This window comes from Pseudomonas kurunegalensis (assembly GCF_030291635.1).
GTDB classification, from domain to species: Bacteria; Pseudomonadota; Gammaproteobacteria; order Pseudomonadales; family Pseudomonadaceae; genus Aquipseudomonas; species Aquipseudomonas monteilii.
On record NZ_CP127871.1, the window covers coordinates 3,063,070 to 3,081,183 of the forward strand.

The following is an 18,114-nucleotide window of genomic DNA, read 5'->3' on the forward strand; positions in this document are numbered from 1 at the left end:
CTATGCGTTGCCACCGCTTGCTGCTGCCTGTTGCATGGCCCCTGCTCACCCTGCCTTTGCTGGCTCACGCTCAATCCCTGACTGTTTCACCCGGTGACACTCTGGGTGCCCTCGTGCAGACGAATGCTGCCGACACGTTCACCATCGGTGGCGGCACGGTCCTGTCATTGCAGCAGGGCAATGGCCAAGACACGTACACCATGACTGGCGGTACGTTGGGCTCGCTGAACCAGGGCGGTGACATGGACACGTTCACCATGACCGGCGGGACTATTACGGGTGCGTTCGAAGATGGTGACATCGCCGACTTCCAGGGCGGCAGCATTGGCCGGATAGATCTCAAGCTTGCTGACAACATTCTCAATATTTCCCAAAATCTCGGGATTGAAACCCTCGTTGTCGGCAACGTCGTCAGTGGGCTTGGCAATGACACGATCACCATGACCGGTGGCACCATCGGCGGTGATATCAGCACCAGTAGCGGCGTAGACAAGATCACCCTCAGTGGCGGTACGCTCAAAGGTGAGATACGTGCCGGCAACGATAACGACATTTTTACCTGGTCGGGCGGGCGCATCGGCGGCCCGGTAAGAATGGGACCAGGTGACGACCAAGGGAATATCATCGGTCTCGACTCGAAGACATTGGTCACTGACCTGGATGGGGGCCCCGGCAGCGATAGCCTGGTGTTCGAAAAAAGCCAAATAGACGGTGGCGCGCAGTACGTGAACTGGGAGGCCATAGGCCTGTTCGATGACAGCCGTCTCACGCTCGACGACACATTGACCCTCGGCGACGACGGCACCGGCACAGGTGACCTGATTATCGATGAAAGCAGCGCACTGCTTTCCCGTCAAGGCACGATCACCGCCAAGGGCAACGGCCAAAGCGCCTCAGTGCTGAATGCCGGGATGATAGACCTCAGCACGGGTAATGACGCCCTGGGCCGACTGACTATAAACGGCAATTACGAGGGCGATAACGGTCTGCTACGTGTCAACAGCGTACTTGCCGGTGACGATGCAGCGTCTGACCGACTTGTCGTCAGTCGGGGTACGATCAACGGCAGTACCCGCCTGCAAGTCAATAACCTCGGCGGCGCAGGTGCAGTGACGTCCCGCAATGGCATTCAGGTGGTCGAAGCGCGTGACGGCGCCACCAGCACAGCCACGGCCTTCGTCCAGACCCAGACGCTGTCGGCCGGGGCCTACGACTACCGCCTGTTCAAAGGTGGCGTAACCGCTGGCAGCGAGAACAGCTGGTACCTGCGCTCGACCGTGGTCGCCCCTGCCACTGTACCCGAAGAACCAACCCAACCAACGGAGCCGGGAGAGCCCCCGGTGATCGCTCCGGCCGTTACGCCACCGGTTGCCGCCCCTGCACCCGGTCAAGTTGAGTTGCCCGCCCCCGTGCAAGGCGAAAGCTTGCCGCTGTATCGCCCGGAAGTCCCGGTTTACGCCACGGCCCCAAGAGGCGCCGCAATCATCGCCCGCCAAGCCTTGGGTACCTTCCACCAACGTCAGGGTGACCAACAACTGCTCAAAGCTGAAGGCGCCCTGCCTGCCAGCTGGGGCCAGGCCTACGGCGGCGCGCTACGCCAGCAATGGAGCGGCACGGTCAGCCCGAGCCTGGATGGCGACCTGTACGGTTTTAAAGTCGGCCAGGACCTGTACGCCAAGGTGGGTGACAATGGTTATCGCCAGCATGTCGGCTTCTACGTCAGCCATAGCCGTCTGGACGCCGACGTTAAAGGCTTTGCCCTTGCCGCACATGACCGCAGCGTCGGCGATCTTGAACTCGATGGCGACAGCGTGGGCACCTACTGGACGCTGGTCGGGCCACAAGGTGCTTATCTGGATACCGTGTTGCAGTACACCCACCTCGATGGCCGCGCCCGCTCGGACCGTGGCGACAAGCTGAACATCGACGGCCATGCCTGGACGGCTTCGCTGGAGTCCGGCTACCCCATCGCCCTGTCCGAGCGCTGGACCCTGGAGCCACAAGCCCAGCTGATTGCACAGAAGGTCTCGCTCGACAGCGCAAGCGACAGTGTCTCGCGCATCCGTCATGACGCACAGGTTGAACTGACCGGCCGGCTGGGGGTACGCCTGGAAGGTGCGTTTACGGGTAGCAGCGGGCGCCTGTTGCAGCCCTATGCACAGGTCAACCTGTGGCACGGCGACGGTGGCCGCGATACCTTGACCTTCGATGATGTCGACAAGATCAAGACCGACTACCGCTACACCTCGGCACAACTGGAAGGCGGCGTGGTGGCGCAGGTCAGTGAGGCGCTGAGCCTGCATGGCGGCGTGCAGTACACCGCCAACCTGGACAGCCGCCAGCAGGAAGCCAGCGGCGTGAACCTGGGCGTGCGCTGGCAGTTCTAGCGGCGTGCCGCCAGCAAGCCGAGGCCGGCGCAGCCCAGCAGGGAGGCGCTGACCCGGTTGAACAGGCGGCGCGGGCCAGGCTGGCTGAACCAACGCTGCATGTAGGCGCCCAAGCCTGAGTAAATGGCAATGGCCGCCCACTCCAGCAGCAGGAACAACACACCCAGCCACAGGAATTGCTCGCTCACCGGCGTGGCGCTACCGACCGAAACGAACTGTGGCAGGAAGGCGGTAAAGATCAGAATGGCCTTGGGGTTGCCTGCCGCCACCCAGAACTCCTGACGCGCCAGGCGCCAGGTACCACGCGGATGATCCGTTGCCACCACGGCCTCGCCCACCGGTGCGCGCCACAGCTGCCAGGCGATGTAGAACAGGTAGGCCGCGCCCACCACCTTGATGGTCAGGAACAGGTATTCGCTGGTGTGCAGCACCACCGCCAGGCCCATGGCCGCCAGGGCGATCATGCCGCTGAAGGCCAGGATACGCCCGCCACCCGCCACGCAGGCGGTGCGCAGGCCGTAGCGGCTGGCGTTATGAAGCGACAGCAGGTTGTTTGGCCCGGGCGCCATGTTCAGGGCGAAGCAGGCGGGGATGAAAAGCAGCAGGCTAGAAAGGTCCATTCTTGTTTTCCTTTGGCAACAGGCGTCTATTTCGGCGGGTGCCGGGCCTTGCGGTCAAGTTACAGCCAGCGTTAAAAACTGTACGGGTGCGCGGCAACTGTTACCCTGCTGGCAAAACCGAGGACCTTGTGATGCCCTGCCCCCACACCGCGCTATGGCGCGACCCGGCACTTGCGCATGTGGAAAGTCGCCGCGCCTGCCATAGCCGGGCTTGCTACAAGGCCCACAGCCACCCCACGTTTTCCATCGGCGCGGTGGATGCTGGCCACAGCCATTTCACCGGGGCTGCCGACGGGCAGGAACGCCTTGCGCCCGGCACGCTGGTGTTTGTCCCGGCCCACCGCGTACATGCCTGCAACCCCGCGCCCGGGCAAGCCTGGAGCTACCAGATGCTGCATGTGGACGCCGACTGGCTGACGCAGTTGCGCCTGGAATCGGGGCTGAGCGGTGCCGGGGCAGGCGAACCAGCGCGTATCTGCCGGGCACCACAGGTGTATCGGCAATTCTGCGAGTTGAACAGCCTGTTGTTTTCCTGCGCCAGCAACGGTGAGAAGGATGCAGCGCTGATTGCCTTTCTGGGGGACCTGGACTATTCGGCACAGCCACCGCTATCTGCAGCCCCCGCCCTGGAGGCGAGCGCGCTGAGCGGGTTGGTCGCTCGCATCGAAGGCCAAGACCCGGCGCACTTGAGCCTGGAAGCACTGGCCCATCAGGCCGGGCTTGGGCGCTATCAGCTGATCCGTGCGTTTCGTGCGGCTACCGGGTTTACACCACATGCCTACCTGCTCAATGCCCGGGTCAATCGCGGGCGGCAGCTGTTGAGTGAAGGGGCGGCGCTGGCGGAGGTGGCCTACCAGCTCGGGTTTGCCGACCAGAGCCACTTCCAGCGGGTGTTCAAGGCCCATGTGGGGGTGACGCCGGGGCAGTACCGAGGGCGCTGAAGGCCCGCCGCCTGGGCTTGCAATATTGTTCAATACGCCTGACAGGCCCTGCAGCAGACTGCGGTTTTCCGCAGAGCAGCCCCACCCATGCAACAGTTCCTGATCATCGCCCTCGCCCACTTCCTCGCACTGCTATCACCTGGCCCGGACTTCTTCCTGGTGGCGCGTACCTCGATCAACAGCGGCTGGCGCATCGCCAGCGGTGCCTGCCTGGGCATCGCCCTGGCCAATGGCGCGTTCATCGCCATGGCGTTCACCGGCCTGTCGGTGCTGCAGGAAGGCAGCCTGCTGTTCACCGCCCTGCAACTGGCGGGGGCCAGCTACCTGCTGTACATCGGCGTGCTGTTTTTACGCCATGCCGGGCAAACCCGCCTGGGCGCAGTCGCGGGCGAGTCGGCGGTACCGGGTTGGTGGCGGGGCTTGGGCATGGGTTTCTTGTCCGGCATCCTCAACCCCAAGAACGCGCTGTTCTATGCCAGCCTGGCCAGCATGGTCGCCAGTGCCAGCGACAGCTGGAAAACGGCTTACGCCTTGTGGATGTTCAGCATCGTGCTGCTCTGGGACTTGCTGGTTGCCGTGGCCATCGGTAACCAGCGGGTACTGCGGCGTTTCGCCCGCAGCCTGCCGTGGCTGGAGCGAGCCTCGGGCGTCATGCTGGTGGCATTGGCGTTGGCGTTGCTGCTGCATCTGGCGCGGGGTTGAGCAGTTTCAGCGTCCGCATGTCCATCAAACTGAAGTGGCCGCTGGCCCAACCGCCGGTGTCCAGGTGCCAGACATTGCCCAACAGCTTGGGCTCCAGCACCGGCGTGTGCCCGACCAGCAAGGCGCGCAGGCCTTGCACCGGCTGTGTATTGCCTTCCTTCAGCCGCCGCCGCGACCACTGGCACACTTCCCGCACTTTGGGATCGTCATCCAGTTCCAGCTCCAGCCAACGCCTCAAGGCTGACCAATCGGCAAACGGGCTGTCGGCATGCAGCAGGCCTACCAGGCCATCTGCGCTTTCCACTTCTATCGCAATCGGCAACTGCTCGAAGCGCTCCACGTAGCGAAGTTGCTCGGCCCGCGGCAGGTCGAGGAACCAGCTCCCACCCGCTGCACGGTACATCTCCAGGTCAAGCCGCCCCCCTCGCACGCGGGTGATTGCCAGCGCCTCATGGTTGCCTTGCACCGCGTGAAACCATGGCTGCGCAAGCCATTCCAGAGCAGCCTCGCTGTGCGGCCCACGGTCCACCAGGTCACCCACGCTGAACAGGCGGTCCACGGCCGGGTCGAACCCTACCGCTTCCAGGCACTTCTCCAGCCGCTGGAAGTGACCATGGATATCGCCCACTGCCAGGTCCCGCCCCCGGATGTTGGCGAGTAACCGCCGAAACCGTCCCATTACAATCTTCCTCTGCTGGTGGCGCCATGGCAGGCGTAAAATGGAAGCACTCCCACTCTACCCCGGAGGTGCATCATGCGTACCGCCCTCGTGTGTGCCGTGCTCATGGCGCTGTCACTGGACAGCATGGCACAAGGTGCCCCGCCCGCGCAGGTCGAGGTGCGTTTCGACCACCCGGAAAAATTCCGCGATGCCAGCCTGGACAGCCACGGTTATGAGCGTGGCGCCGATGACTATGTGATGAAAACCCTCACCCAGTACTTGCAGAAGCTCGGCCAACGCTACCTGCAACCGGGCCAGCAACTGGTCATCGACATCCGCGACATCGACCTGGCCGGGCGTTTCGAGCCTTGGCACAGCCAGGCCTACGATGTGCGCTTCATGCGCGAGATCACTTGGCCGACGATTGACCTGACCTACACCCTCAGCCAGCCGGGCAAACCCGCCCGGCAAGTGGAGGAGCGGGTCAGCGACAAGATGTACCTCAGCCGCCCGGGCCGGGTCGCCAGCAGCAGCGACCGCCTGTATGCCGAGAAGGCCATGCTCAACGACTGGTTCCGCCAACGCTTCGCCGCGCACCCGGCAACCTGAAAAACCCTTCACTGGTACAGGCGTTGGTGCCGGTAGTATGCTCGGCCCTTCAACCTGTACCAGGGAAGGGTTTAGATGAAACTGTGCGCCGTACAACTGGCGTCGCTCAAGGGCGATGTGCCAGGCAACCTCCAACGTCACCTGGCCTGTATCGAGCAGGCGGCGGCACTGGGTGCCGAGCTGGTGGTCTTCCCCGAACTCTCGCTGACGGGCTACGAGCCTACCCTGGCGCGCCAGGCCGCCCTGCCGGTCAGCTCCGCACGGCTGGACCCGCTGCAAGCCGCCTGTGACCGCTTGGGCATCACCGTTGCGGCTGGCTTGCCACTGCCGACACTCGAGGGCATCCGCATCGGCATGCCGATTCTCAGCCCCATGGCTGCGCGCCAGGCCTATGCCAAACGGCGCCTGCATGAAGACGAGCTGCCTTACTTCACCCCGGGCGATCAGGCATTGCTGCTGCAGGTCGGTGAGCACCGAGTGGCACCGGCGATCTGCTACGAGTCGATGTTCATGGCGCACGCTGCCGCCGCCCGCGAGCACGGCGCCGACCTGTATCTGGTCAGCGTGGCGAAAACCGCCAAGGGCATCCGCGAGGGCTACCTGCATTACCCGGCAGTGGCGCGTGAACTGGGCATGCCGGTGCTGATGGCCAACTGCGTGGGGCCGGCCGACACGTTCATCGGCGCCGGCGGCTCGGCGGCGTGGGACAGCCAGGGACGCTTGCTGGCGAGCCTGGATGACCACAGTGAAGGGCTGATCCTGCTGGACACCGGCAACACCAGCGCCGTGGCCCTGCCCTTGGACCTACGCCCGGCATGATCTACCTGTTACTGGCGCTGCTGAGCTACGCCTGCACCTACTACCTGGTCGGCCTGCTCATCCAGGGCCAGCTTGCCGATGTGGCCGAAGGCTTACGCCATAGGCCAGACGCCCCGACACCCGGCGAGTACCTGCGCGAGGTCAAGCCCCATGCACGACGGGCCCACCGGCACTACACCCTGATGGCCGGGTCGGTGTTGGCCATACTGGCCTGCGTGGTCGCCAGCTGGTTCAGCTGACACGTTACAGGTCCAGTGCCAGGCTTTGCCGGCCCTCCAGCGCCAGCAGGTACTGCTTGGCCGCCAGGCCGCCGGCAAAGCCGGTAAGGCTGCCTGAAGCACCGATCACGCGGTGGCACGGTGCGATGATCGAAATCGGGTTGCGGCCGTTGGCGGCGCCTACTGCGCGCACCGCGTTGGGGTTGCCGATTTGCCGGGCGATGTCACTGTAGCTGCGGGTTTCACCGAAGGGTATCGCCAGCAACGCGGCCCATACCTGACGCTGGAACTCGGTGCCGGCAAAATCCAGCGCCAGTTCGAAACGCTGCCGCTTACCCGCAAAGTACTCCCCCAGCTGTCGTGCAGTTTCCCGCAGTACCGGGCACTCGTCGTCACGGTACAAGTCGCCGAGGCGAACGCGGTTTTCCCGCTCTTCTTCCCACAATACGGCTGCCAGGCACTCGCCGCGCGCCACCAGGGTCAAGGTGCCGACGGGCGACTGCATGAGGGTGAATGCGCTGGACATAAGCGTTTACCTGCCTGTTTTCGATGGGCGTACTGTACGCATCCACAGCCCCGTGCGCATCCGCTTTCTTGCTCAGGTAATGGCACAACCGGCAATCCGCCGCGCTTCGTTGAGGTTGACCTTGGGGATCAGCTCGGCGGGGATGCGTGAGGTGGCCGACAGGTTGTAGACGTGAAAATGCGCGCTCACCACCTCCCGCGCCATCAGCGTCAGCGACGGCAGGATACGGCTGTCCCAGTGCTGGTCGAGCCCGCACGGCGAACACTGGCCCTGCCCGGTTTCATAGAAGCGCCCCACGGTCTGGTCCAGATCCACCCCGACCAGCAGCACTTCTTCAAAGCCCAGGTGATACGCCAGCTGCAAGGCCACATAGGCCACTGTGCGGGCATCGAAAAAACCATGGGTCAGGTCTTTGCTGAAGGCAATCGAGCGGCTGCGCTTGCTCCACAGCGCGCGGTTGCACACGCAACTGTCACCATGGCCGCGCAAACCGTCCAGCAAGCCCGGCGTGTCGGCTTTGTGCAGGGCATAACACTCGGTACTCGCCGGCACATCGGCACCTTCGTACTGCTCGGGCCAGAGTGCCAGGCGTTCGCTGTCGCGCAAGGCAGTGGCGAACAAGGCCGGCTGCTGCTGGCTAAAGCTTTTGTCGGTGCACACGTAGAAGAAGGGATGGATACCGTGTTCGGCGGTCATCGCGACCGAGCCGTTCATGGCAATGATGGGCAAATGTGCGAACTCGCCCAACGGAAAATGCCTGGCAGAAGCGCCGGAGGCAAGGATCACCACGGGGCCCTGCTGGGTGTTGCGACACGCCTCGAAACTGGAGAACGCCCCGCGTTCAGCGCTTGGCTGCGACGGAAGTGTGTTCATCTTTGGCATCTTTGACCGGACAGTACAAACCACAATACTGATCCGTGTATATGCCGTGGCTGCTTTTACCTAACTTTACCTGGCTGAACATGAGCAAACCGCCACTCCCTTGCCTGGCGGGGATTTGGGGCGCTTTGCGCCCCTGGAAGTCGCAAACCAGACCTAGATTTCAGCCTGGCGAATGCGCTTCTTGTCGATCTTGCCGACACTGGTCCTGGGGATCTCGTCCACACAACGAAGCTGCCGTGGAATCGCCCATTTGTTCAGGTGCCCACTGTCGACATACGGCTGCAGGTGCCTGGCCAATGCTGGCTGGTTCAGTTGCACACCGTCACAACAGACCACCAGTGCCAACGGTTGTTCCCCCCACTGTGGGTCAGGAATACCGATGACCGCCACCGAGGCGACGGACGGGTGCTGGCTGATGAGGTTTTCCAGCGCCACCGAGCTCACCCACTCGCCACCGGTCTTGATCACATCCTTGATCCGGTCACGGATGCGCACCACGCCGGCTGCGTCGATGCAGGCCAGGTCACCGGTGTGCATCCAGCCCCCCAGCCACAGCGCCGCGCCTTGCTCCGGTTGTCGCGATAAAGGCGCACCAGGCGATTGGGCTCGTAGCGCCCGGGGTAGCCCTACTTGACGCCCAGCGCGGTGGCCACATAGGGCACGCCCCAGGCATGTACGTGGAACATGGGCGTGATCGGCATGTACACATCGCCCGTTCGCAGCAGCGGTACGTCGCCGCACGCGGCCAGGGTGCCCTCCTCGACCAAGGTATGCAGCACCAGTTGCCGGTGGCTGAAGTAAACGCCCTTGGGGTCATGCCAGTCAGTTAAGGCTTTTGGCCTGCAGGTGTTCGGCTTTGGTGGTTTTTCGCCTGTGAGATCGAGCGCCGCCCGCGCGGCGCTTCGCGGGGCAAGCCCGCTTGTATGGTTAGACTTGAAGGGGTGGTGGGACTAAATGCCCGATTCTGACTGCTCGCATCAGTACAGACCGTGGGAGACATCGCCCCACCCCTTCCACCAAAGCGCCGATAAAGAATGCATCGTTTACAAGCGACGATAGAAGCAAGCCAGCGCCTCTTGGTGAAACCCCTTCAAGCCGAAAAACCATAGCGTGAGGAGTCGCCCATGGCAATGCAGGTAGGCAAGCTGATTGTGGGTGCGGATGTCGCAAAAGCTGAGCTGGTTATCCATCACGATGACCGTGATGAGATCGTCAGACTGAAAAATTCCAAACCCGAAATCAAAAAATGGTTGAAGCAGCAACCGCTGAACACCGCTATCGCGGTTGAGGCGACCAATGTTTATCACCTGGACTTGGTTGAGCTGGCCCATAGCTTGGGTTTCGAGGTTTATGTCATCGATGGTTTCCAACTGAGTAACTACCGGAAAAGTGTTGGAGGACGGGTTAAAACCGACCCTTCCGATGCTCGGTTGCTGTCCCGATTTCTGAGAAACGAAGGGGAGGATCTTCGTCCCTGGAGCCCGCCTCCCGCTGTCTACGGCAAGCTTCAGAGCCTGCTTCGTCGCAGAGCAGCCTTGGTAAGTGCTCGCACTGCAATGACTCAGAGCTGGGCTAATGAAGGCCTCTTGAAGGCTGCGTTCAGTACCTTCGTGAAATCGATAGATCGGCTGGAGCTGTTGATCCAAAAGAAGATTAAGGAAGTGCTGCGAGAAGCTGGATTGCACGAGCAAGTCGCTCGCTGCCAGGCAGTAGAGGGTATTGGTTTTCTAACCGCCACAGCGCTGGTAATGGCTTTTATGAGGGGTGAGTTCAAGAGCAGTGACGCGTACATCGCATTCTTGGGAATGGATCTACGAGTCAGTGACTCTGGGCAGAAAAGTGGGCAACGTCGCCTCACTAAGCGCGGTTGCTCAGAAATCCGTCGTTTGTTGCATAACGCAGCGATGGCCGCCAGCAAGTCACCCGTTTGGAAAGGGGACTATGAGCGGCATCGGAACAATGGAAAGGCAACGACCCAAGCATTGGTAATCCTCGCCAGGAAGCTCGCACGGGTGGCATTCGCCCTGATGAAAAATCAGGACGAATACATCACCAAAGGTGCCAAAACAGCTTGCTGAAAACCATAGAATCTCCCACATTTTTTGCAACGTGCCGAACCTGACAGGTCATGGTTGTCAGCCTTGGTGGGCTGGCTGGATCTCTGTGCTGGCATTTCTGCCGCCCCGCTTGTCTCAAGCCTTACTTCAAGGCTGACAACGCCTCTTACACAGGCATGGTCACGTTGCAAAAAATGTGGGAGCGGGCTTGCCCCGCGAAGCGCCGCGCGGGCGGCGCTCGATATCAGCAGCCCTACATGACTCAAGGCAGGCGCATGCAGGCCCCTAATCAATCCCCCAAAGCCCTATTACAGCCTAAGCGGCTTAACAGACTGGCATTAGCCCTTGGGGTTGCCGGTGGTACCGCTGGTATAGAACAGCGTGGCCAGCGAATTCTCGTCGAAGTCCGGGAATTCGAAGTTCGCCGAGGTTGCGCACGGCAGCGAGCAACGGTGCGCCGATCACTTTCGGCATGCCCATGCCGCCGTATTCCGGCGCACCGGCCACCCCGACCCAGCCGTCAGCGGCGAATGCCCGGTAGGCATCGGCGAAACCGTCGGGTGTCCGAACCTGGCCAGCCTCCCAACGGCATCCCTGCTCGTCGCCACTGCGGTTGAGCGGCGCCACCTGCTCGGCAATCAGTTTGCCGGCCTGCTCGAGTATGGCCCGGGCAGTGTCGCCATCGACCAGGTCGGCCAGTGCGGGCGTTTGCGCCCACCAGGTGGGGATGTCGAACACGTCGTTGAACAGAAAATCCATGTCGCGCAGTGGCGGAAGGTAATCAGACATGAGGCGAACACTCGGTTTCTTGGGTTTGCGAAAGTGCTACGGCCCGGGTTTCGGCAGCCGCCGGAGCGCCCTGGCCACGCAGGAGGAAGTGCGACAGCGCGGGTATCAGCACCAGCGCGCCGAGCATGTTCCACAGGAACATGAAGGTCAGCAGCAGGCCCATGTCGGCCTGGAACTTGATGGGCGACCAGGCCCAGCCAACCACACCGGCGGCCAGGGTAATGCCGACCAGCCCCACCACCCGGCCGGTGAAGGCCACGGCGTTCTGGTAGGCCTGAGCCAGGCTCAGCCCGGCGCGCTGGTAGTGCAGCTGCACGCTAAGCAGGTACAGCGCATAGTCCACGCCGATGCCCACGCCAAGGGCGATCACCGGCAAAGTGGCAACCTTGACGCCAATACCCATGGCCACCATCAGCGCCTCGCACAGCACCGAGGTGAGCATCAGCGGCAGGATAGCCACCAGCGTTGCGCGCCAGCTGCGGAAGGTGACCAGGCAGAACAACGTGACCGCCAGGTACACCAGCAACAACATACGGTGGTTGGCCTCGCGTACCACCACGTTGGTGGCGGCCTCGATACCGGCGCTGCCAGCGGCCAGCAGGAACTGGTGCTCGGCACTGCTGTTGGCCTGGGCAAAGCGTTCGGCCACGGCCGCCACCTCGGCCAGCGTGTCGGCGCGATGGTCTTTGAGGTAGGCGATCACCGGCATCAGCGAACAGTCGTTGTTGAACAGCTCCGGGGCGTTGACCGAAGCCTGCTGGGCGGCGTAATTGAGCACGTCCTGGTTGCGTTGCAGGCTGTTCAGCCGTGGGTTGCCTTCGTAGGTACCGGCGGTGATCTGGCGCACAGCGTTGGCCAGCGACACAGTGGTCTGCACACCCGGCAGTTGCTGCAGCTCCCAGGCGAGGCGGTCGGCAAGGATCAAGGTCGGGTACTGCAGGCAGCCTTCTGGAGCGGTCTTGACCATGACCGCGAAGGTGTCGCTGGACAGTGCGTAGTGCTGGGTGATGTAGGCATTGTCGAGGTTGTAGCGCGAATCAGCGCGAAGCTCGGGGGCGCCACTGTCGAGGTCACCGACTTTCAGCTGCAAGCTGCCCCAGATGCCCAGGGCGGCCAGGGCAAGGGCTGCCAGCACAGCGGCGCTGGCCCATTTGCGTTCAGTGAAGCGGTCGAGCAGGTCCGACAGCCGACCGAAGCCGCGGTGCCGAGCCGCACGGGCATCGATACGCAGCGCCCGCTCGGCGGCCTTGCGGCCTACCCCGACATAGGACAGTGCCACCGGCATCAACAGCAATGAGGTAAAGATCAGCACTGCCACGCCAATGCTGGCGGTAATCGCCAGGTCCTGAATCACCGGAATATCGATGATCATCAGCACGGCAAAGCCCACGGCATCGGCCAGCAAGGCGGTCACCCCGGCCACGAACAGCCGGCGGAAGGTATAGCGAGCGGCGACCTGCCGATGGGTACCGCGACCGATGTCCTGAAGGATGCCGTTCATCTTCTGCGCGGCATGCGACACGCCAATGGCGAAGATCAGGAACGGCACCAGGATCGAATACGGGTCGATGGCATAGCCCAGCCAGGCGACGATACCCAGTTGCCATACCACCGCCGTCAGCGAACACAGCACCACCAGCAAGGTGCTGCGTATACAGCGGGTATAGCCGTAGATGATCACCAGGCTGGTCAACACCGCCAGGGCAAAGAACGCCATCACCTCGATCAGGCCGTCGATCAGGTCGCCCATCAGCTTGGCGAAGCCAATCACATGAATACGGTACTGGCCGCTGGCCTGGTACTGGCTGCGCAGCTGTTCAAGCTTTTGCGAAAAGGCATGATAGTCCAGGCCTTTGCCGGTGGCCGAATCCTGGTCGAGCAGCGGTACCACCAGCATGCTGGACTTGAAGTCGCGCGCCACCAGGCTGCCGACGATGTTGGCACGTTCGATGTTCTGCCGTAGCTGTTCAATGTCACCGGCCGCCCCCTGATAGCCGTCAGGCATGACCGGGCCACCCTGGAAGCCTTCTTCGGTGACCTCGGTCCAGCGCACCGCCGGGCTCCATAGCGACTTCACCCAGGCCCGGTCCACCCCCTGGCTGAGGAACAGCTCATCGTTGATGTGACGCAGGGCCTGCAGGTAGCCCGGGTCGAAAATGTCGCCCTGTGTGTGCTCTACCACTACCCGCACCGCATTGCCCAGGCCGCGCAACGAGGCGCGGTTTTCCAGGTAATTCTGGATGTAGGGGTGGCTCTGCGGCAGCATCTTGTCGAAGCTGGGGCGCAGTTCCAGGCGGGTCAGCGCCATGAAGCCCAGCACCAGCGTCGCCACCAGCATGCACAGCAGAAATGGCAGGCGGTGGTTGAACACAAGGCGTTCCAGGCCGTTGCCCGAATGTGGATCGAAGTCGGCAAGGTTGCGGATTATCGGAAGGGTATCTTGGCGGGTAGCGGCCATCAGGGTCTTCTCTTGTTATGGGTGTTGCGTGGGGTTACCGGCCTGGTTGCGCACGCCCCGCTCGCCCACCAGCACCAGGCCGTTGCCGGTGTCGCTGACGAGCGCGGTCACCGGGCCACGGGCGCTTTGCGGCACCTGGCTGAAGCTGGCACCGTCATCCCGACTGAGCAGCAGGTCGCCGGCCTGGCTGGCCAGCCACAGCTGGCCATCACGGTCGATGCCGGCGGCGGTGAGGCTGGTGTTGATGCCCGTGTTGACCGGCTGCCACTGCTGGCCGCCATCGGTGCTTCGGTAGGCGTGGCCGCGCAGGCCGTAGACCAGCAGCACACCGGGTTTGCCGACGGCGCCGAACAGGGTGCCGGCATAGGGCGTGTCGACGCGGCTGAAGCGTGCGCCGCTCCACTTCAGCAGCAGGCCCTGCTCGCCAGTGATGTACAGGTCGTCACCCACCGCCGCCAGGCTGGTCAGGTGCAGGCCTTGCGGGTTGTCGCTGTGGTCGAGCCAGGGTTGCCAGTGCTCGCCGCCGTCTGTGGTGCGCAATAACAGGTTGAACACGCCCACCGCATAGCCGTTGCGGGCATCGCTGAACCACACGTCGAGCAAGGCATTGTCGGTGGCCGCCGCAGGCAACTGCTCGGCCAGCGCGCGGCCATCCAGCTGTTTGTGCCAATGCACGCCACCATCGCGGCTGTGCAGCACCACACCGTCGTGGCCGACCGCCCAGCCCAGTTCGGGCGTGGCAAAGCTCACCGCATTCAGGTCGGTGCTGACGGGCACCTGGGCTTGCTGCCAGTGCGCACCGTGGTCATCGGAATACAGGATGTGCCCGCGCGGGCCAACCGCGACCAGGCGCGGCCCGGCCAAGGTCACGTCGCGCAGGGCGCTGCTGCTGGCCAGGGCACTGGGCATGGCGGGCACATCCAGCACGTCGGTGAAGGGCGCGGCCTGCGCCGTGCCCTGCAGCACCGCCAGGGCCAGCATCACCACGCTGCATCGTTTGAGGACAGACATTGGCAACCTATGCTCCGTGCGCTCAGCGAATGCCATTGCCGGCCAGCGACTCGGGCGACCATTGGGTTTTCGACAATGGGTCGATGTAGCGGATGCCCCCGTAGGCGCCGACCACGCCGTTGAGGTTGTAGGTGCCGCCGATCAGGTCGTAGATCATGAAAGGCGTGGCGTCCGGGGTCTGCTTGTCGTAGCTCTGGGTGAGGAAGGCGAACGAACCACGATAAAGCTGGCCACGGGCGTCGTACTGGTCCGAGGCCAGGGCGATCCAGCTGTCTTCGTCAAGGTAGAAGCGGCGTTTGTGGTAGATGTGGCGTGCGCCGTCCTTGAGCTTGCCTTCCACCACCCACACGCGGTGCTTTTCCCAGCGCACGAACTGCGGGGCCAGGTGGTTGGGGGTGATCAGTTGCTTGACGTCGGTGTTGTAGGTGAGCGGGTAGGTGTTGTACGGCACGTACATCTCCTGCTTGCCGACCAAGGTCCAGTCGTAGCGGTCCAGGGCGCCATTGAAGACGAACACGTCATCGTAGGTGCCCGAGCCCGACGTGCCCGGGTTGGGCGTGTCGTAGGCCAGGTTTGGTGCCAGCTTGACCCGGCGCTGCCCCGGCAGGTACTGCCAGGCGCTGCGTGGCTGCACCAGCGGGTTGGCGGCGTCGCGCAGCATCATGGCTTCGCCGGCACGGCGCGCGGGCCCGGTGTACACCAGTTTCATCTGGTAATAGGTGTCCTTGGCACCGATCGGCTTGGCCATGTCTTCGTAGATCGGGTAGCTGATATTGGCCTGGCCGGTGGTCGACAGTGACGCTTTGCCGGCGGCATCGACGTTCCATGAGTCGTACTTGGCGGTCATGCTCACGCCCTGGTAGCGCAGCAGGAAGTTCCACATGGCCTCGGCGCCGTTTTGCGGAATGGGGAACGGGATGCCCGGCAGCACGTTGTCCACCGCCGTGCCACCCTCCTGGCTTTTGGCAGCGGTGGCGTTCTTGCGGGTGTTGTCCAGCACCGCTTGCGGCAGCGCTACGCTGCGATGAGTCGGGTACACGTCGACACGGTAACTGGGGTAACGCTTGAGCAGTTCCAGGGTGGTGGCAGTCAGCTGGCCCTTGTACTGGTCGGCGTTCTTGCCATCGATGACCAGCAGCGGCTTGTCGCTGGCAAACGGGTCGGCGCGCATGCTGGCACCGCTCTGGAAGTTGGCAGGCGGTGTCTGCAGGCCGCCCTGGTAAGCCGGGATCGAACCGTCGGCATTGCCGGCCTTTTCGGCACCGATGGCCGTCAGGTTGGTGCCCAGGCGGGCAGCCTGGTCAGGGGAAACGGCGGCCTGGGCGGCGTTGAGCGCGGCCAGCGACAGGCACGAGGCCAGCAGGGTACGTACGAAATTCATGATGGTTGTCTTCCTGTGTAGGCGGTAGGAAACATGACTCAGAAGGTCGTCTTGACGGTCAGGTACAGGGCGCCACGGTCCTCGGTGGTGGCACCACCACCGGAGAAGGAGGCGTAGCCGCCGCCGTAGCAGGTGTAATCCTGTTCGCCGTCCAGGGCATTGGGGGTGCTGCCGTCGGTCTGGCCATCCTTGCAGGCCTTGGTCTCACCGAAGCTGTCGACATACTTGAGGTCGACGAAGTACTGGTTGTAGATCGCGGCGCTTACGCCCAGGGCATAGTTGCCGGTGTTTTCGGCACCGCCGCCCTGCACCGGCGACACACCGTCGATGCCGACGTTGACCGACAGCGGCATGCTCAAGTCCATGCCCGGCACCACCTGGTACCAGGTGGGGGTGAAGTTGACGGCGATGCCCCAGTTATCACGGGTGGCCTTGTCGATACCGCGGTAGCTGCTCTTGCCCTTGTACAAGGCCTCGTTGTGGCCATCGAGCTTGAGCAGGTTGCTGTAGAACAGCTCGCCGAGCAGGGTTGCCGAGTCGAACAACGGCGTGTCGCCGATGGTCATCAGGCCGTTGAGGGTGAAGTGCAGGGTGTCACCGGTGGCGCTCAGGCTGTCGCCGTCCTTGGGCACGTCATAGATCACCCCGCTGCTGGGCAGGCGCGCCGGCAGCAGGCCGAAGCCGCCCCCCAGGCCTGCCTGGCCGGGGGCGCTGACGATTGCCGGGATGCTCGCCAGCGGCATGTTGTGGCGGATGTTCACGTCGCTGCCGACGCTGATGCCCGCCACATCCTTGGACAGGCTCAGCCCATAGATGTCGATGTTGTCGGCATAGGCGAACTGGTAGGTGGTGCTTTGCAGTGAGTTATAGAGGTTGCCGACCGCGCCCTGGCGGCTGCCCGGCGGGTTGCCGAACGGACCGTTGGCCACGGTCATGCCACGCGCATCGAGCCAGGCCTGGGGCAGGATTTCGGAGGTCTTGCGGTAGTAGAAACCGAGGGTGCCGCCCAGCCACTCCGGCGACCACTTGGCCATGACGCCCCAGTCGCCGCTTTTGCCAGGGGTAAGGTCATGACCACGGCGCAGGGTGGTCAGCGCACCACGCACCGGGATCAGCCCCGGGGTGCCGGTATGGCCCAGCAGAAAACTCTGCGCGCCCTCGCCTACCACGTCGGAGCCGCCATAGTAGGTACCCGCCTCGGGCAGTCGAGCGGCGTCCCAGTCGAAGAAGTACTGCGCGCCCAGGGTGAGCTCGGAATTGACCAGAAACGAAGTGGACAGCTGGTTACGAGGCACGAACAGCTCCTTGGCCTCGGTGCCCGGCGATGCCGCCAGCTTGGCCAGGTCCAGGCCGGACTGGCCGTAGCTCAACGAATGCACCGGGTTGAGCAGGGTTTCACCCCAGAACAGGTTGTGCTGGCCCAGCTTGGCGCTGACCTGTGATGCTTCGCCTACGTCACGGCTCATGAACACGAAGGCATCCAGCACTTCGCCCGAGGGGCCGCTGTAGTAACGCTGGGCGTAGTTGCTCAAATGCGGGCTGCCCAGCGGCGTGCCGGTGCCCGGCAGGCCATTGAGGCTGGGGTTGATGCCTGACTGGTCACCGTTGCCGTTGACGAACGGGTTGCTGTTGGAGCCGGTGTTGTCGTAGGCCTTGTCGTACCAGCTGGCTGTGCTGACGCGAAAACCGGTGTTGCCCTGGTACACCACGTCCAGCTCGGTCAGCAGGTCGACCCGGTTGGTGACGTTGGTGCCCGCCTTGCGGAAGTTGTAGTCGCCGTCGTTGCTGTTGGGCGTGCCCAGCAGGCGCTTGTCGGCACTTTCAGTGCGCACGCCGTAGTTGTACTTGACGGTATTGTCGAAGCGCACGGCCCAGTCTTCGTTGCCGGTATCGACTTCGAAGGCCTGGGCGGCAGGCAGCGTGAGCAGGCCGATGGCGCAGGCAAGCAGGCAGCGCTGTGGCTTCACAGCACGGTGAATGCGGTGTTCTGGCATTACGATGGCTCCACGTATTGTTATTGTTTTTTACGCCGCCCGTCTGCTGCGGGCGTGGC

General features: G+C 63.3%; 16 protein-coding genes and 3 pseudogenes. 7 read left to right on the forward strand and 12 right to left on the reverse strand.

All coding sequences use genetic code 11. From position 1 onward, the window contains the following. Positions 1-2 precede the first annotated feature (2 nt). A complete protein-coding gene (locus QQ992_RS13640; RefSeq protein WP_286113875.1) occupies positions 3-2,387 on the forward strand; it encodes an autotransporter family protein in 2,385 nt (794 codons plus the stop codon). On the opposite strand, the gene QQ992_RS13645 is transcribed toward QQ992_RS13640, so the two are convergent. After that, positions 2,384-3,007, reverse strand: coding sequence for a LysE family translocator (locus tag QQ992_RS13645; protein WP_286113876.1), 624 nt, complete (start codon positions 3,005-3,007; stop codon positions 2,384-2,386). The genes QQ992_RS13640 and QQ992_RS13645 overlap by 4 nt on opposite strands. A gap of 131 nt (positions 3,008-3,138) precedes the next feature. Here QQ992_RS13645 and QQ992_RS13650 point away from each other — a divergent pair, with 131 nt between their 5' ends. Next, positions 3,139-3,948 (forward strand): helix-turn-helix transcriptional regulator, encoded by an 810-nt coding sequence (locus tag QQ992_RS13650; RefSeq protein WP_286113878.1) that lies wholly within the window; start codon positions 3,139-3,141, stop codon positions 3,946-3,948. A gap of 87 nt (positions 3,949-4,035) precedes the next feature. Beyond that, positions 4,036-4,650: a LysE family translocator gene (locus QQ992_RS13655; protein WP_286109916.1), complete on the forward strand. Its 615-nt coding sequence runs from the start codon at positions 4,036-4,038 to the stop codon at positions 4,648-4,650. Here QQ992_RS13655 and QQ992_RS13660 read toward each other — a convergent pair. Then, positions 4,598-5,329, reverse strand: coding sequence for a metallophosphoesterase (locus tag QQ992_RS13660; protein ID WP_286109917.1), 732 nt, complete (start codon positions 5,327-5,329; stop codon positions 4,598-4,600). The genes QQ992_RS13655 and QQ992_RS13660 overlap by 53 nt on opposite strands. Before the next feature lie 75 nt (positions 5,330-5,404). Between QQ992_RS13660 and QQ992_RS13665 the strand changes: the two genes are divergently transcribed. From QQ992_RS13665 to QQ992_RS13675, 3 genes are all read left to right on the forward strand, one after another. Then, the gene (locus QQ992_RS13665) at positions 5,405-5,920 is read left to right on the forward strand and encodes a DUF3016 domain-containing protein (protein WP_105948061.1); all 516 of its coding nucleotides are present in this window, start codon (positions 5,405-5,407) and stop codon (positions 5,918-5,920) included. Positions 5,921-5,995: 75 nt separating this feature from the next. Further along, positions 5,996-6,739, forward strand: a complete 744-nt coding sequence (locus tag QQ992_RS13670; RefSeq protein ID WP_286109919.1) for a carbon-nitrogen hydrolase family protein — start codon at positions 5,996-5,998, stop codon at positions 6,737-6,739. After that, positions 6,736-6,978, forward strand: a complete 243-nt coding sequence (locus tag QQ992_RS13675) for a hypothetical protein (protein ID WP_019097539.1) — start codon at positions 6,736-6,738, stop codon at positions 6,976-6,978. Before QQ992_RS13670 ends, QQ992_RS13675 begins: the two co-directional genes overlap by 4 nt. A gap of 4 nt (positions 6,979-6,982) precedes the next feature. Here QQ992_RS13675 and QQ992_RS13680 read toward each other — a convergent pair whose 3' ends face one another. The 4 genes and pseudogenes from QQ992_RS13680 to QQ992_RS28125 all read right to left on the reverse strand — a co-directional run bounded on the left by QQ992_RS13680 (position 6,983) and on the right by QQ992_RS28125 (position 9,144). Next, positions 6,983-7,483, reverse strand: coding sequence for a methylated-DNA--[protein]-cysteine S-methyltransferase (locus tag QQ992_RS13680; protein ID WP_105948059.1), 501 nt, complete (start codon positions 7,481-7,483; stop codon positions 6,983-6,985). A 72-nt stretch (positions 7,484-7,555) separates the two neighbouring features. Continuing rightward, complete coding sequence (locus QQ992_RS13685; RefSeq protein WP_286109920.1) at positions 7,556-8,356, reverse strand: lipopolysaccharide biosynthesis protein; 801 nt, start codon at positions 8,354-8,356, stop codon at positions 7,556-7,558. Positions 8,357-8,518: 162 nt separating this feature from the next. Beyond that, a pseudogene (locus QQ992_RS28120) lies at positions 8,519-8,941 on the reverse strand (AMP-binding enzyme); the annotation flags it as partial. A 50-nt stretch (positions 8,942-8,991) separates the two neighbouring features. Further along, positions 8,992-9,144 (reverse strand): hypothetical protein, encoded by a 153-nt coding sequence (locus tag QQ992_RS28125; RefSeq protein WP_433963127.1) that lies wholly within the window; start codon positions 9,142-9,144, stop codon positions 8,992-8,994. Between the two features lie 345 nt (positions 9,145-9,489). On the opposite strand from QQ992_RS28125, the gene QQ992_RS13695 reads away from it, so the two are divergent. Beyond that, a complete protein-coding gene (locus tag QQ992_RS13695) occupies positions 9,490-10,443 on the forward strand; it encodes an IS110 family RNA-guided transposase (protein ID WP_119372048.1) in 954 nt (317 codons plus the stop codon). Positions 10,444-10,763: 320 nt separating this feature from the next. Here the strand turns inward: QQ992_RS13695 and QQ992_RS27970 are convergent. The 6 genes and pseudogenes from QQ992_RS27970 to QQ992_RS13725 form a co-directional block, all read right to left on the reverse strand. After that, positions 10,764-10,847: pseudogene (locus QQ992_RS27970) on the reverse strand (AMP-binding protein); the annotation flags it as partial. A 28-nt stretch (positions 10,848-10,875) separates the two neighbouring features. Then, positions 10,876-11,211: pseudogene (locus tag QQ992_RS13705) on the reverse strand (acyl-CoA dehydrogenase); the annotation flags it as partial. Then, on the reverse strand, positions 11,204-13,669 hold the full coding sequence (locus QQ992_RS13710) for an efflux RND transporter permease subunit (protein ID WP_286109921.1): 2,466 nt from the start codon (positions 13,667-13,669) through the stop codon (positions 11,204-11,206). The gene QQ992_RS13710 and the pseudogene QQ992_RS13705, both read right to left, overlap by 8 nt. 15 nt (positions 13,670-13,684) lie before the next feature. Beyond that, the gene (locus tag QQ992_RS13715; RefSeq protein WP_286109922.1) at positions 13,685-14,680 is read right to left on the reverse strand and encodes a WD40/YVTN/BNR-like repeat-containing protein; all 996 of its coding nucleotides are present in this window, start codon (positions 14,678-14,680) and stop codon (positions 13,685-13,687) included. Positions 14,681-14,702: 22 nt separating this feature from the next. Next, positions 14,703-16,061 carry a DUF1329 domain-containing protein gene (locus QQ992_RS13720; RefSeq protein ID WP_286109923.1) on the reverse strand — a complete coding sequence of 453 codons (1,359 nt, stop codon included), beginning with the start codon at positions 16,059-16,061 and terminating at the stop codon, positions 14,703-14,705. A gap of 38 nt (positions 16,062-16,099) precedes the next feature. Next, positions 16,100-18,055, reverse strand: a complete 1,956-nt coding sequence (locus QQ992_RS13725; protein ID WP_286109924.1) for a DUF1302 domain-containing protein — start codon at positions 18,053-18,055, stop codon at positions 16,100-16,102. Between the last annotated feature and the right edge of the window lie 59 nt (positions 18,056-18,114).